Consider the following 13,392-nt stretch of genomic DNA (forward strand, 5'->3'; position numbering starts at 1 on the left):
CGAAAGAGGAGAGCTGTAGACGATCGAATGCGAGGGTAAAAAGGAGAGGAAGCTTCTCCGGGAAGCTCAAGGGGGTCGTATGAAGAGTATCCGAGGTCTCCAGTTTGCGCAGTGGCCGCCTTCCGTCGTTGCAGCCACGGCCCTTGGTGTTGCGGCGCTGGCGCTGTGCGGATGCCACCAGAAGGAGAAGGCCGCCGCGCCCCCCCCTCCGAGCGTCGTCGCCACCACCGTCGTCGCCAGGGACACCCCGGTCGTCTTTGAATACGTGGGGCAGACGCAGAGCTCGCGCCAGGTGAACATCCAGGCGCGGGTGAGCGGCTTCCTGGACAGGCGGGTGTACACCGAGGGGGCGATCGTGAAGGAAGGGGACGTCCTTTTCCTCATGGACAAGAAGCCGTTCGTGGCCCAGTTGAACGCGGCGAAGGCGGCGCTGGCGCGCCAGAAGGCTGCGATGGAGACCGCCCGGCTCAATCTGGAGCGCACGAAGCCTCTGGCGGAGAAAAAGGCCCTCTCCCAGAAGGACCTCGACGATGCCACCGGCACCTTCGAATCGTCCGCGGCCGCGGTGGAGATGGCGAAGGCGCAGCTGGAGACGGAGAAGCTGAATCTCTCCTACTGCACCATCGTCTCTCCCGTGACGGGAATCACCGGAGCGGCCATGCAGCAGGACGGCGGCTACGTGAACGCCATGAACAGCCAGCTCACCACTGTGGCGGCCCTCTCTCCGATGTGGGTGAACTTCAGCCTCTCGGAAAACGAGCTGAAGAAGTACCGTGACCAGATCGCCAGCGGCGCCATGAGGCCTCCGCCGAACGACAGCTACGAGATCGAGGTGGTTCTCGTCGACGGTTCGATCTATCCCCATGCGGGGCGTATCACCTTCGCCGCCCCCTCGTACAACGCCCAGACCGGTACCTTCCTGCTGCGTGCCTCCGTGGACAATCCGAAGGGGCTGCTGCGCCCGAACCAGTACGTCCGGGCCCGGGTGAAGGGGGCGACCCGGGTAAACGCCATCAGCGTCCCGCAGCGCGCGGTGCAGCAGGGAGCGAAGGGGCACTTCGTATGGGTGGTGACCCCGGACAAGAAGGCGGAGTCGCGCCCGGTGCAGGTAGGGGACTTAAACGGTGACGAGTGGTTCATCTCCCAGGGGTTGCGCGCCGGCGAGATCGTCGTGGTGGACGGCGGCATGGCCCTGCGGCCGGGGATCCCGGTGACCGTGCGACAGGCAGGGGCAGAGCCGGCGGCAGGTGCCCCGAAGGCCGCATCGGCAGGCACCGTCCCGGCAACGAAGACGAATTGAGAGGAGGGGCCCATGTTCTCCAGGTTCTTTATCGAGCGGCCGATCTTCGCCACCGTCGTCTCCCTCATCATCGTCATCGCCGGGCTGGTGGCCATGAAGATGCTCCCGGTGGCCCAGTACCCCAACATCACCCCCGTGCAGATCCAGGTCACCACCACCTACCCCGGCGCCGATTCAAAGACGGTCGGGGACTCGGTGGCGGCCCCCATCGAGGCGCAGATAAACGGCGCCGACAACATGATCTACATGACCTCCACGAGCTCCAACACGGGGCAGATGACGATCACCGTCTTCTTCACCCTGGATACCGACCCGAGCCTCGCCCAGGTCGACGTGCAAAACAGGGTGAACCTGGCGATGCCGCAGCTGCCGGAGGCGGTGAAGCAGTACGGCGTCTCCGTGCAGAAGAAGTCCTCCAGCCCCCTCATGATCATCACCCTCTACAACAAGGACGGGCGCTACACGCCGGAGTACGTGAGAAACTACACGAACGTCTATGTGCTCGACGCCATAAAGAGGGTAAACGGAGCCGGGCAGGCGCAGATATTCGGGGTGCCGGACCAGGCGATGCGCATCTGGATGAACCCCGACCGCATGGCCTCCCTCGGCATCACCACCTCCGACGTCCAGACCGCGGTCTCCAACCAGAACGCCCTCTTCGGCGCGGGGCAGCTCGGGTCGCAGCCGAACGACGGGAAGGTGGAGATGACCTTCCCGGTGGTGACCCAGTCTCCCTTCGTGCAGCCCTCCGAGTACGAGAACATCATCCTGCGCGCCAACCCTGACGGGAGCGCCATCGTGCGGGTGAAGGACGTGGCCCGGGCCGAGACCGGCAGGCGCCTGTACATCGACGACAACCGCCTGAACGGCGCCCCCGCCACCCCGATCATCGTGTACCAGCAGGCGGGAGCCAACGGTCTCGAGGTCTCCAAGGGTGTGCGCAAGGTCATGGAGGACCTGAAGAAGACCCTCCCCGCCGGGATCGAGTACACCATAGCGCTGGACACGACGGAGTTTGTGCGCCTCTCCATCGAGGAGGTCATCCACACCCTCTTCGAGGCTATCGTGCTGGTCGTCCTCGTGGTCTACCTCTTCCTGCAGAGCTTCCGCTCCACCATCATCTGCACGGTGGCGATCTTCGTCTCCCTCATCGGGACCTTCGCCGGGATGCTGGCGCTCGGCTTCTCCATCAACCTCCTCACCCTCTTCGGGATAGTCCTCGCCATCGGGATGGTGGTGGACGACGCCATCGTCGTCGTGGAGAACGTGGAGAGCAACATGATGAAGAAGCACCTGGCGCCGAAGGAGGCGACGATCCTCGCCATGGAGCAGATCGGCACCTCCCTCGTCGCGGTCGTGCTCGTCATGGCCTCCGTCTTCATTCCGGCGGCCTTCCTCCCGGGGACCACAGGGCAGCTGTACAAGCAGTTCGCCATCACCATCGTCGTCTCCGTCGCCCTCTCCGGGTTCGTCGCCCTCACCCTGACCCCGGCCATGTGCGGCTTCATGCTGAAGCACAAGCCCCCCCCGCAGAAGGGGCCTTTCGCCTGGTTCAACCGGGCCTTCGACAAGTTCACCCTCAAGTTCGGCGACGCCGTCGTTCTGATGATAAAGAGGATGTCGGTCGCCTTCATCCTCCTGGCGGTGATGATATTTGCCCTGGTGCACCTCTTCCGCACCATACCGACAAGCTTCGTTCCGAACGAGGACCAGGGGTACCTCTTCACCCAGGTGCTCCTCCCTGACGCGGCGAGCCTGAACCGCACGGTGAAGATGACGGAAAAGGTCGACGCCCTCTTCGCGCAGAACCCCGCGGTGCTGAACCGCACCATCATCAACGGCTACAGCCTCATCGACAGCCAGTACAAGCCGAACACCGCCACCTTCTTCGTGACGCTGAAGGACTTCAAGGACAGGTACGCCTCCAGCGACCGGGCAAGGAAGGAGAACGCCCAAGCGGTCCTGAAGTCCATCGCCGCCGGTGCGCGCGGCATACCGGAGGGGACCACCATTCCTATCCCGCCACCCGCCATCCCCGGGATCGGCACCACCGGCGGCTTCGAGTTCTGGATCCAGGACAAGGGGAGCGGAGACCCCGCGCGGCTGAACGAGCTCACTCAGCAGTTCCTGGCAAAGGCGCGCCAGCGACCCCAGCTCACAGGCTTGAACAGCACCTTCCGCGCCTCTTCCCAGCAGCTGCGCGCGGAGGTCGACCGCGCCAAGGCGGTCCTTCTCGGGGTGCCGATCTCCGACGTCTACTCCGCGCTGCAGGCGCAGTTCGGTTCCATACAGGTCAGCCAGTACAACGAGTACAGCCGGGTGTGGAACGTGATCCTGCAGTCCGACGCCTCATACCGGCGCACCCCCGCCGACATCACCCGGGTGTACACCCGTTCCACCAACGGGAAGATGGTGCCGCTCTCGGCGCTCGTTACCACCTCCTACGTCACAAACCCCGATCTCATCCCGCACTTCAACGGCTTTCCCGCGGCTCAGGTAACCGGGAACGCGGCGCCGGGATTCAGCTCCGGCGAGGCGATCAAGGTGATGGAGGAGGTGGCACAGGAGGTGCTCCCGGCCGGCTACGGCTTCGACTGGTCCGGCATGGCCTACGAGGAGAAGAAGTCGGGGGGTACCTCCGCTGCCGCCTTCGCCTTCGGCCTCATCATCGTCTTTCTCCTCCTGGCAGCCCAGTTCGAGTCGTGGACGATGCCGGGATCGGTCATGACCGCGGTTCCCTTCGGTATCCTCGGCGCCCTCCTCTTCAACTGGGCGCGCGGGTTGAGCAACGACGTGTACTTCCAGATCGGGCTCCTCGTCCTCATCGGTCTCGGTGCCAAGAACGCGGTGCTGAGGGTGACCTTCGCGGTCGAGCTGCGCGAGCAGGGACTTTCCATCATGGATGCGACGGTCCGCTCCGGGGAGGAGCGCTTCCGCCCCATCATCATGACCTCGCTTGCCTTCATCTTCGGCGTGCTACCCCTCGCGCTCGCCACCGGCGCCGGGGCGAACGCGCGCCACTCCATCGGCACCGGGATCATGGGGGGGATGATCGGCGAAGCGACCCTCGCGATGCTGTACGTTCCGCTCTTTTTCTACCTCTTTGACACGCTCGCCGAGCGCAAGAAGGAGAAGAAGGTATCCGAGCCGCACCCGGAGGGTCCGCATCCCGCAGCTGAAGGAGGTGAGTGACATGCGTCGACTCTGGGTATGGATAATCGCCGCCTCCCTGTGCGGCTGCATGGTGGGGCCGGACTACCGGCGCCCGCCGGTCGATGCGCCGCAATCGTTCCACTTCGAGGAGAAGGATGCGCGCGATACAGCGGACACGGAATGGTGGAAGGCGTTCGGCGACCCGGTCCTTGACGGGCTGATCGCCGAGGCGCTGGCGCACAACAAGAACCTGAAGATCGCCGCAGCCAATGTGGAACAGGCCGCAGCGATCCTCACCCAGACCCGCTCTCCGCTCTTTCCTCAGGTCGGGTACGACGCCCTGGCTGCGCGGCAGCGGGGGAGCGAATCGAGTGGGGTCCCCCTCCCCTCCGGGCTGACCAACCCGTACAACTCGGTGCAGGTCCTCGCCGGGGCAAGCTGGGAGCTCGACCTCTGGGGGCGGATCAGGAGACTCTCCGAATCGGCCCGGGCGCAGCTCTTTGCCTCGGAGGAGGCCCGGCGCGGCGTCGTCCTCTCCCTCGTCGCCTCTGTGGCGGGCGGCTATCTGCAGCTGCGCGGCCTGGACGAGCAGCTTCTCGTCGCCAACCGCAACCTCGCCTCTTACGCGGAGGGGGTGCGGCTCTTCGAGCTGCAGTTCCACTACGGCCAGATCTCCCAGATGGAGGTGGAGCAGGCCCGCACCCAGTACGAAACAGCGGCGGCGACCATCCCCCAGCTGGAGAACCAGATCGCCCAGACCGAGCACGCCATCTCCATCCTCCTGGGGCGCAACCCGGGGGGGATCCCGCGGGGGAAGATGCTCTCCGAGCTCGGATGCCCCGCCGTTCCGGCAGGGCTCCCCTCCCAGCTGCTGGAGCGCCGTCCCGATCTGCGCCAGGCTGAGCAGAACCTCATCGCGGCAAACGCCCTCATAGGGGCCGCCAAGGCGCTGTACTTCCCCACCATTGCCCTCACCGGCAGCTACGGCTACGAGAGCTCGCGCCTCTCCGGGCTCTTCGAGGGCCCCGCACGCATCTGGAGCTATGCCGGATCGATCACCGGCCCCCTCTTCACGGCCGGCGCGATCTCCGGGCAGGTCCGGCAGACCGAGGCGGCACGGGAGGCTGCGATCGTAGGATACCAGGCCGCGATCCAGAGCGCCTTCGCCGACGTGGAAAACGCCCTCGTGGCGCGCCAGAAGCTGGCGGGGCAGATCGAGGCGCAGCAGAGGCTGGTAATAGCCGGGCGCGAATACGAACGGCTGGCGAAGCTCCAGTACGAGGGGGGGTACGTGCCGTACCTTACCGTGCTGAGCGCCCAGCAGCAGCTCTTTCCCGCGGAGCTCACACTGGTCCAGGTGAAGGCCGCCCTCTACACAGCCTACGTCAACCTGTACAAGGCGATGGGCGGAGGGTGGGTCACTGCCGCCGACAGGGCAACCGTGCCCCCCCCTTCGGAAACGGGTGCGACCGTCCCGGTGCAGGCGCCTCCTGCCGCCCCCGCCGCGGCGCCGGCACCACCCGCCGCCGCACCGCCACCCTCGACTCCGGCGCCAGCGGTCACACCGGCCGGCGAGCAGGGAAAGGGACCCCTTCCATGAAAGGAGCCGTGAAGGGAATCTGCAGCTCCTTTTGGGGACGATTCCTCGGAGAGGAAGGGCTCTCCATCTTCCTGCTCTTCCTTTTCTTATCCCTGCTGCTCGGGCCCTTTCTGGACCGGCTCCCCTCACGGCCGATTAACAGCCTCGTCTTCACACTGGTTATGGTGGCCGGGGTGGCGAAAATCTCTCGCTGCGTCGAGTTGAGGTTTCTGGCTGGGGGAGCTGCCCTCGTCGCCATCATGCTGCGCTGGCTGACCCATCTCATCCCCTCCCCCGCGCTGGAGCGCTGGAGCAGCTGGGCCTCTCTCATCTTTATGGCAGTGCTGACGTGCGTGGTCCTCATGCAGGTCTTTATGGAGGAAAGGCAGGTGACCGCGCACCTCATACGCGGGGCGATAGCGGCCTATCTCCTCTTTGGCATCACCTGGTCGATCCTGTACACCCTCCTGGACCAGACGATTCCGGGAGCCTTCACCATGAACGTCCCGGCGGGAGCGGAACGCCAGGAGCGCTTCGTCTACTTCAGCTTCGTCACCCTCACTACCGTGGGATACGGCGACATTACCCCGAGCCACGACATTTCCCGCATGTTTGCCGTCGCCGAGGCTCTCGTGGGTCAGCTCTACCCCGCCACTCTTCTCGCACGGCTTGTCTCGCTGGAGGCTTCGCACGAGGAGAGAGGGGGGAGCCGGGTCCCCTGGGATGGGGACGGGAAGGGAGGTGAGGGATGCTGAAACTGCTGCAGGCACTCTTTGGAAGCGACGAGGAAACGGGGATCAGCGAGGCAATCGTGAAGCAGGCGATCGAGCGCGCGGTCGACGGGACCGATCCGTGGCTGCGAGGGGTGTCCGGGTACCGGAGAAAGCTTGCCCCCGCAGTGCACCATGCCCTTGAGCATGTGCGGGGCCTGGTGACCGCCCTCTCCCCCCCTCTCCCCGTCACCGCGGCAAGCTATGACGACCCCGCTCTGAAGCCGTTTTTCATCTCGTCCGAGGAGTTGAGAGGGGTCTTTGCCAATGACCGCAGCCTGAAGGAGTTCAGGCGCGCAGGGGGGGCCGCCACGACATACGCGCTACTTGCCATGGAGAAGCGTGAAACGACTTCCTTCGGGGCCGAGCTTTCCGGCTCGATCGTGCTGCGCGACGTCCCCCAGGTCGCGGTCACCTTCGAGAACCACCGTCTCCTCGACCCCTCAGGTGACGAGGGGATGACGCGCCGCTTACTCATGCGGCGCGCCTACGACCATCTCCTGAGCCTCGCCCTGAGGAGGCTGACGCACCTCAAGGGGGAGCTGACCGGCCTTGAGAAGAGACGCACGCTCCTCCAGGCGAAGCTGAACCTGCTGCAGGAGGGGGAGTTCGGCTTTGCCCGGGGGTCGGTAGAGGAGCAGCTCGCGGTGGCGGATGTGGAGGAGCGTCTGCGGGAGATCGAGGCGCAGCTTGGGGAACTCGGGGGGGACGATAGGGTGCTCGAAAGCTACCTCGGCACGGTCACCAGAGTACTCGGGCAGGCAGAGGAGCATCTGTGGGCCACCAGCGAGACCCTCTTCATCGACCGCATGGGGATAAAGCGCGGCCCCGGCGCCGTGCCGGAACTCACCCTCGCGGAGCTGCGCAACACCGAGGGGCGCACGCTCGTGGTGCTCCTGGTTTCCCTCAAGGGGGAGGAGTTCTGCACGATCCACAGCTAGCCCCGTCATTGCGGGGCGCCCCGCACGGCGCCCGCGCACGGGAAGAAGGAGCCTCGCCGGCGCAAAGGAGGAAATCATGCCAGACACAGTGTTTACGCCGTCATTGGAGCAGAGACTGAGGGCCTACCACGATCTGAGCGCCCGGGCGAGGTCACTCGTACCTGGTGCAGCCCCGAAGCCGGTCATCACCCTGTCACGCGAGTTCGGATGCGAGGCGTACCCGGTCGCGGAAGAGCTGGTGTCGATCGCGGAGAGGAAGAGTGACGAGCGCTGGCTCCTTGCGGACATATCGCTTCTCGACGCGGTGGCAAAGGAGCACAACATCTCCGAGGACCAGATGCTCTCCCTCGGGCACAAGAGCCGCTGGCTCGACGACCTCTTCGCCACCTTCTCCGCCCACTGGAAAACTGACTCCGAGTACTACCGCCTCCTGTGCGAGCAGGTGGTCACCCTCGCACGGCTCGGAAACGTCGTCTTCGTGGGGCTCGGGGCTGCCATCATCACCCGCTCCATGCACAACTGCTTCCACTTCCGGCTGATAGCCGACCACGACTTCAAGGTCCGCTCCATCGCCCGCCGCATGGAGGTGCCGAAACAGGACGCGGAGACGATCGTCGCCGAACAGCAGAAGGAGCGGGACCGCATGATCCGCAACCTCCTGGATGCCGACGAGCACCAGCCGCTGTACTACCACATGATCTTCAACAACGGCTCGATCCCCCATAAGGAGATCGCCAGGATCATCGCGGGATACGTCTTCAAGAACGAGGGGTGAATGTATGGCAGAAAAACAGATCGCCAGCGAACGGGCAGAGTACTTCGAATCGGAGAGGGATTCCCGCAGGGGGACAAGCGCCGCGGAGCTGAAGGAAGGGATCCGCGATCACCTCTACTTCACCCAGGGGCGCACCGTCGCGCTTGCCAGCAGCCACGACTGGTACATGGCTGTGGCATATGCGGTGCGGGACCGCATGCTCGACGAGTGGATAAAGACAATGGATCAGCTGGGGGATCGGACCCAGAAGATCGTCTCCTATCTCTCCGCGGAATTCCTGATGGGACCGCACCTCGGCAACAACCTGGTGAACCTGGGGATCATGGAGCCGGTGCGCGAGGCGGTGGCGCAGCTTGGCCAGGATCTGGACCTGCTTCTCCTCGAGGAAGAGGAACCGGGGCTTGGCAATGGCGGGCTCGGGAGGCTCGCCGCCTGCTATCTCGACTCCCTTGCCACCCTGAGGATTGCCGCCATCGGCTACGGCATCCGCTACGAGTTCGGCATATTCGACCAGGAGATCAGGGACGGGTGGCAGGTGGAGAAGAGCGATCTCTGGCTGCGGATGGGGAACCCGTGGGAGATCTGCCGCCCGGAGATCTCCTACACGGTGCACATGGGGGGACACACCGAGCGGGTCACCGACGGGAAGGGGCGCGTCACGGTGCGCTGGGTGCCGCACCAGGGATTCAGGGGTATCGCCTACGACACCCCCGTTGCCGGCTATCGCTCCGGGATGACCGACCTCTTGCGCCTCTGGAAATCGGAGGCGCTGGAGGCCTTCGACCTCGGTGCCTTCAACGTGGGGGACTACTACCGCGCGGTCGACGAGAAGGTCCGTTCGGAGACGGTGACGAAGGTCCTCTACCCGAACGACGGCGTGGAGGCGGGAAAGAAGCTGCGCCTCGTGCAGCAGTATTTCTTCGTCTCCTGCTCCTTGCAGGACATGATCAGGATACACCTGCTGCGGGGGAGGAGCCTCGACACCTTTGCCGAAAGCTTCGCCATCCAGATGAACGACACCCACCCCTCCATCGCGGTTGCAGAGCTCATGCGACTTCTGGTGGACGAGCACGGCTGTGAATGGGAGGCGGCGTGGGAGATAACCCGGAAGGCGGTGGCCTACACAAACCACACGCTCCTCCCCGAGGCGCTGGAAAAATGGCCCCTGGAGACCTTCGCCGCTCTCCTCCCCCGGCACCTGGAGATCATCTACGAGATCAACCAGCGCTTCCTCGACGAGGTGCGCAGCACCCGGCAGTGGGACGACGGGCGGATCGCCCGCGTCTCCATCATCGACGAGAGTGGCGGGCGCTACGTGCGCATGGCGCATCTGGCGTGCGTGGGGAGCCACACCATAAACGGCGTGGCGGCGCTGCACAGCGAACTCCTGAAGGAGACGGTGCTCAAGGATTTCCACGAGCTCTTCCCGGAACGATTCTGCAACGTTACCAACGGCGTCACCCCCCGCCGCTGGATGGTCCTTGCCAACCCGGGGCTTGCAGAGCTCATCACCGAGAAGATCGGCGAGGGGTGGGTAAGCCACCCCGACGCCCTGCGGGGGCTGGAAAAGTACTCGAAGGACCCCCTCTTCCAGCAGCGCTGGCAACAGGTAAAGACCGCGAACAAGGCCCGCCTTGCCGCTCTCATCCGGGATCGCACCGGTATAGAGGTGGATCCGGGGAGCCTCTTCGACGTCCTCGTGAAGAGGATCCACGAGTACAAGCGCCAGCACCTGAAGGTGCTCCACATCGTCACGCTCTACAACAGGATCAAGCGCGATCCCGGCGTGCACATCACCCCGCGCACCTTCATCTTCGGCGGCAAGGCCGCGCCCGGCTACTACATGGCGAAGCTCATCGTGAAGCTCATCAACTCCGTCGGCGCGATGGTGAACAGCGACAGCGACGTCGCCGGTCGGCTCAAGGTGGTCTTCTTCCCTGATTTCAACGTCACCCACGGCCAACTCGTCTACCCCGCCGCCGACCTCTCCGAGCAGATCTCCACGGCGGGGAAGGAGGCGTCCGGAACCGGGAACATGAAATTCTCCCTGAACGGCGCCCTCACCATCGGGACCCTCGACGGCGCGAATATCGAGATAAGGGAGGAGGTGGGCGCGGAGAACTTCTTCCTCTTTGGCCTCGACGCGCCCCAGGTGCTCTCCCTGAAGTCGGGAGGATACCGGCCATACCCGCTGTACGAGGGGAACGCCCCCCTCAGGGAAGCGATTGACAGCATCGCCTCCGGAGTCTTCTCCGGCGGCGACAGGAGCCTCTTCCGCCCCTTGGTGGACCACCTGATGGGGAGCGACGACTATCTCCTGCTGGCGGACTACCAGGACTACATCGACTGCCAGGACAGGGTAGATGCCGCGTTTGCAGACCGCGGGAGATGGAGGGAGATGTCCATACTGAACGTGGCCCGCATGGGAAAATTCTCCTCCGACCGGGCAATAGCGGAGTACTGCTCGCAGATCTGGCACGCCTCCCCCGTGCCGCAGTAGGGCCTCCCGTGACGGGAGGATCGTGAGGAGCCCAGCGGATGATCATCGCCTCCGCCTTTTTCATAATCGTCTTCTTCTACAGCCTCATCTCCGAGCGCTTGCGCAAAACTGTCATCACCCCGCCGATGCTCTTTACCGCGGGCGGGGTGGCACTCGTCCTCGCACTGCCGGGGGTGCGCGAGATCGACGTTGAGCGGCAGAGCATGCTGAAGCTCGCCGAGCTCGGCCTTGTGATGCTCCTCTTCACCGACGCCAGCCGCATTAACCTCAAGAGCATCCGCAGCCCCGAACGGGTCCAACTCCGCCTTCTCACCGTCGGCATGCTCCTGACGATCCTCCTCGGCGCCCTCGCCGCCCGCGTCATCTTCCCAACCCTTTCGCTGTGGGAAGCAGGGATACTTGGAGCCATTCTCGCTCCCACCGATGCCGGGCTCGGGGAGGTGATCGTGCAGAGCCCGCGGGTGCCAAAGCCGATACGGCAGGCGCTCAATGTGGAGGCGGGGCTGAACGACGGTCTTTCGGTACCCTTCCTCATGTTCTTCATCGCGGAGGCGAAGGCGGTGACCGAGGGTGGCGGCGCGGCCCTTTTGCGCTATCTGTTCGAGCAGCTGGTGATGGGGGGGGTCGCAGGGGGTGGTGCAGGGCTCATCGGCGGTGTCCTGCTCGGGCTTGCCTGCCGCAGGGGGTGGATGGCCGAACCGGTGCAGCAGCTGGGTTTTGCCATGGTCCCTATTCTCGCCATGATCGCCTGCATACCGGTCGGGGGAAGTGTCTTCATAGCCGCCTTTTGCGCCGGCCTGACGGTTCAGGTGGGATTCAGGGATGCCGGTCCCCTCAGCATAGAGTTCACCGAGGGGTGGGGGCAGCTCTTTGGCTACTTTGTCTTCTTTTTTCTCGGCCTCGTCGGGGTCTTTTCCTTCAGCCACTTCAACATGAGCCACCTCGTGTACGCGGTGGCAAGCCTGACCGCGGTGCGGATGCTGCCGGTGGCCCTCTCGCTGGCAGGTACAGGGCTGAGCGCCGCCACAGTCCTCTTCATCGGATGGTTCGGGCCACGGGGGCTCGCCTCCATCGTCCTTGGCCTCGTCTTCCTGGAACAGGAGGCACACCTGCCGGGGGAGGAAACGATCAGGCTGGCGGTCATAGTGACGGTTCTTCTGAGCATCTTCCTGCACGGTGCGAGCGCGACTCCGGGGATCGAGCTGTATGCCGGAAAGGAGGCGAAAAGCGCCGCCGTCGCCGAGAAGGAGTAGCCCCCGGGAGGGGGTCAACTGATACCGGGCATGGAGCCCCGGCCCCCTGCAGGAATGGGGGGTGCGAGCCCGGTGCCCGCAATGCCAAGAAAGGAGAGACGCATGAACAAAAAGAGGAGCAATAGGCACATGTTGCTGCCGGCGTTACGGCTGCTGGTGGTCCCTGCCGTCGCGGCGGCCGTCCTGGCCGGATCGGTGGCCGAGGCAGCGGAGCCGTACGTCTACCCGAAGCAGGGGCAGAGCAAGGACCAGATGGAAAAAGACAAGTACTCCTGCTACCAGTGGGCCAAGGGGGAATCGGGCTTTGATCCGATGAAGGCGCCGACCGCCACTGCGGCCGCCCCGACGAAGAAAGGGGGAGCGGTACGGGGGGCCGCCGGCGGTGCCGCACTTGGCGCCGCGGTCGGTGCGATAGCGGGCGATGCAGGCAAGGGGGCCGCCATCGGCGCGGCGTCGGGCGGTATTGTCGGGGGCGTCCGCAAGCGGCGCAGCGAATCGGAACAGGAGGCGTACCAGCAACAGCAGTCGGCCTCCTATGACAAAGGCAGAGGCGAATACGACAGGGCCTGGAGCGCGTGCCTCGAAGGGAAAGGGTACACCGTCAAGTAGGGAAACCCGCGGCAGCGAAAGGAGGAAGACGTGACAAAGCTATCGACATGGCTGATCGCAGCCACAGTTTTACTCGCGACCGCGCAGGCGGGGGGGGCGGATACCGGGTGGACCTGCGCACTGACCAGGGGGATACAGTGCGACCCCGACGAGGGGTGCGTGGATCTCTCCCCGCAGGAGATGAACCTCCCGCGCTTCGTGCGCATAGACTCCGCGGCGAAGACCATGACCTCTCTCGACAAGCAGGTGCCGCGCAAGACAAAGATCGCCTCCGTCGAGCGGGTAAGTGAGATGACCGTGATGCACGGGACGGAGCTGCGCGGATGGACGCTGGCACTGGCGGAGGATTCCGGAGACGTGACACTGAGCGCTGCGGGAGACGGCGAGGGTTTCATCGTGTTCGGGACGTGCATCCAGCAGTAGCAGACGCCGGTGGCAGATACGCGTCGTGCATGATCCGAAATGGGAAGGGCGGCAACTTGATGTGCCGCCCTTCTTTTTTGCTCCCTGCC

At 64.8% G+C, this 13,392-nt stretch carries 10 protein-coding genes; all 10 read left to right on the forward strand.

The features are described 5' to 3' along the window. The first annotated feature begins 79 nt into the window (after nt 1-79). The 10 genes from LPW11_RS00330 to LPW11_RS00375 all read left to right on the forward strand — a co-directional run bounded on the left by LPW11_RS00330 (nt 80) and on the right by LPW11_RS00375 (nt 13,303). Nucleotides 80-1,300: an efflux RND transporter periplasmic adaptor subunit gene (locus LPW11_RS00330; protein WP_230996136.1), complete on the forward strand. Its 1,221-nt coding sequence runs from the start codon at nt 80-82 to the stop codon at nt 1,298-1,300. 12 nt (nt 1,301-1,312) lie between these two features. After that, nucleotides 1,313-4,492: an efflux RND transporter permease subunit gene (locus LPW11_RS00335; RefSeq protein ID WP_230996137.1), complete on the forward strand. Its 3,180-nt coding sequence runs from the start codon at nt 1,313-1,315 to the stop codon at nt 4,490-4,492. A 1-nt stretch (nt 4,493) separates the two neighbouring features. After that, on the forward strand, nt 4,494-6,053 hold the full coding sequence (locus tag LPW11_RS00340; protein WP_230996138.1) for an efflux transporter outer membrane subunit: 1,560 nt from the start codon (nt 4,494-4,496) through the stop codon (nt 6,051-6,053). Beyond that, nucleotides 6,050-6,787, forward strand: coding sequence for a potassium channel family protein (locus LPW11_RS00345; RefSeq protein ID WP_230996139.1), 738 nt, complete (start codon nt 6,050-6,052; stop codon nt 6,785-6,787). Before LPW11_RS00340 ends, LPW11_RS00345 begins: the two co-directional genes overlap by 4 nt. Next, complete coding sequence (locus LPW11_RS00350) at nt 6,781-7,743, forward strand: hypothetical protein (RefSeq protein ID WP_230996140.1); 963 nt, start codon at nt 6,781-6,783, stop codon at nt 7,741-7,743. The genes LPW11_RS00345 and LPW11_RS00350 overlap by 7 nt, the downstream gene beginning before the upstream one ends. A gap of 76 nt (nt 7,744-7,819) precedes the next feature. Beyond that, a complete protein-coding gene (locus LPW11_RS00355; RefSeq protein ID WP_230996141.1) occupies nt 7,820-8,518 on the forward strand; it encodes a cytidylate kinase-like family protein in 699 nt (232 codons plus the stop codon). Nucleotides 8,519-8,522: 4 nt separating this feature from the next. After that, complete coding sequence (locus LPW11_RS00360) at nt 8,523-11,018, forward strand: glycogen/starch/alpha-glucan phosphorylase (protein WP_230996142.1); 2,496 nt, start codon at nt 8,523-8,525, stop codon at nt 11,016-11,018. Nucleotides 11,019-11,056: 38 nt separating this feature from the next. Continuing rightward, a complete protein-coding gene (locus LPW11_RS00365) occupies nt 11,057-12,271 on the forward strand; it encodes a cation:proton antiporter (protein WP_230996143.1) in 1,215 nt (404 codons plus the stop codon). 102 nt (nt 12,272-12,373) lie between these two features. Then, nucleotides 12,374-12,880: a glycine zipper family protein gene (locus LPW11_RS00370; protein ID WP_230996144.1), complete on the forward strand. Its 507-nt coding sequence runs from the start codon at nt 12,374-12,376 to the stop codon at nt 12,878-12,880. 30 nt (nt 12,881-12,910) lie between these two features. Next, nucleotides 12,911-13,303, forward strand: coding sequence for a hypothetical protein (locus LPW11_RS00375; protein ID WP_230996145.1), 393 nt, complete (start codon nt 12,911-12,913; stop codon nt 13,301-13,303). The last annotated feature ends 89 nt before the right edge of the window (nt 13,304-13,392 follow it).

Origin of the sequence: Geomonas sp. RF6, from assembly GCF_021044625.1 — a bacterium.
Classification (GTDB): Bacteria; Desulfobacterota; Desulfuromonadia; order Geobacterales; family Geobacteraceae; genus RF6.